Origin of the sequence: Erythrobacter sp. QSSC1-22B, assembly GCF_001678665.1 — a bacterium.
In the GTDB taxonomy this organism is placed as follows: domain Bacteria; phylum Pseudomonadota; class Alphaproteobacteria; order Sphingomonadales; family Sphingomonadaceae; genus Qipengyuania.
Genome location: NZ_LZRP01000033.1, coordinates 1 through 1,152, shown reverse-complemented (window position 1 = coordinate 1,152; position 1,152 = coordinate 1). Strand labels below are relative to the sequence as shown.

Sequence of the window (1,152 nt, the reverse complement as noted above, 5' to 3'; positions counted from 1 at the left end):
CTAGTGGTTAGAATCTAACACTTGATGCCCTCGTTTGACGGCGGCGATGATTTTGTCCGGGTCTGCGGTCCAGGTGAAGGGTTTGGGGTCAGCGTTTTGTTCGACCACGAAGCGATTGATGGCGGCCTGGAGATCGACGAGCGAGTGGAATGTGCCGCGCTTCAGGCGGCGCCTGGTGAGCTTGGCGAAGAAGCCCTCGACGGCGTTTAGCCACGAGCATGAGGTGGGGGTGAAGTGGAAGGTGAAGCGCTCATGGCGATCGAGCCATTGGCGGACCTTTGGGTGCTTGTGAGCGGCATAGTTGTCGAGGATCACATGCACGCTTTTGCCTGGGGGAACCTGGCGCTCGATCGTGTTTAGGAAGCGAATGAATACCTGATGGCGGTGGCGCTGCATGTTGCGGCCGATCACCGTGCCATCGAGCACGTTCAGGGCAGCGAACAGCGTGGTTGTGCCGTTGCGCTTATAGTCGTGGGTCATGGTGCCGAGCCTGCCCTTCTTCAGCGGCAAACCTGGCTGGGTGCGGTCGAGCGCCTGGATCTGGCTCTTCTCATCGAACGACAGGACGATCGCGTGGGCGGGCGGATCGACGTAGAGGCCAACCACGTCACGCAGCTTCTCGACGAACAGCGGATCGTTCGACAGCTTGAACTGCCGCACGCGGTGCGGCCGCAGGCCGTGGGCGCGCCAGATACGCTGGACCGAGCTGACGCTGATGCCGATCTGGCGTGCCATCATCGCCGCGGTCCAGTGGGTCGCCTCGACGGGCGGGTCGGTCAGGGTCAGCGCGACGACGCGCTCGGCCACTTCCGGTGCAAGCGGAGGAATGCGCGAGGGCCGGGTCTTGTCGCGCAACAGGCCGTCGACACCTTCGGCGGCGAAGCGCTCCTGCCACCGCCAGACGCAGGTCTTCGATTTACCCGTCCGTCGCATGATCTCGACTGTGCCGCCACCAGCGGCGCTGAGCAGCACGATCTCGGCTCGCCAGACGTGCTTCTGGGGCGTGTTGCGGTCGCGGACCAACACCTTCAGGCGGCGGTGATCCGAGGGCGAAACTTCAATAGATATACCAGATCGCATGCCCGCAGACTCGCATGCCAAGCCATCCAGGGGAATCCCCCATGAGACTCAACCGTCAGGTTCTATCCACTA

Annotated in this window: 1 protein-coding gene; it reads right to left on the bottom strand. The window is 62.8% G+C overall.

Features of this window, described 5'->3' with window-relative positions; all coding sequences use genetic code 11:
* Complete coding sequence (locus A9995_RS15715; RefSeq protein WP_067614755.1) at positions 1-1,080, bottom strand: IS630 family transposase; 1,080 nt, start codon at positions 1,078-1,080, stop codon at positions 1-3.
* Positions 1,081-1,152: the final 72 nt, after the last annotated feature.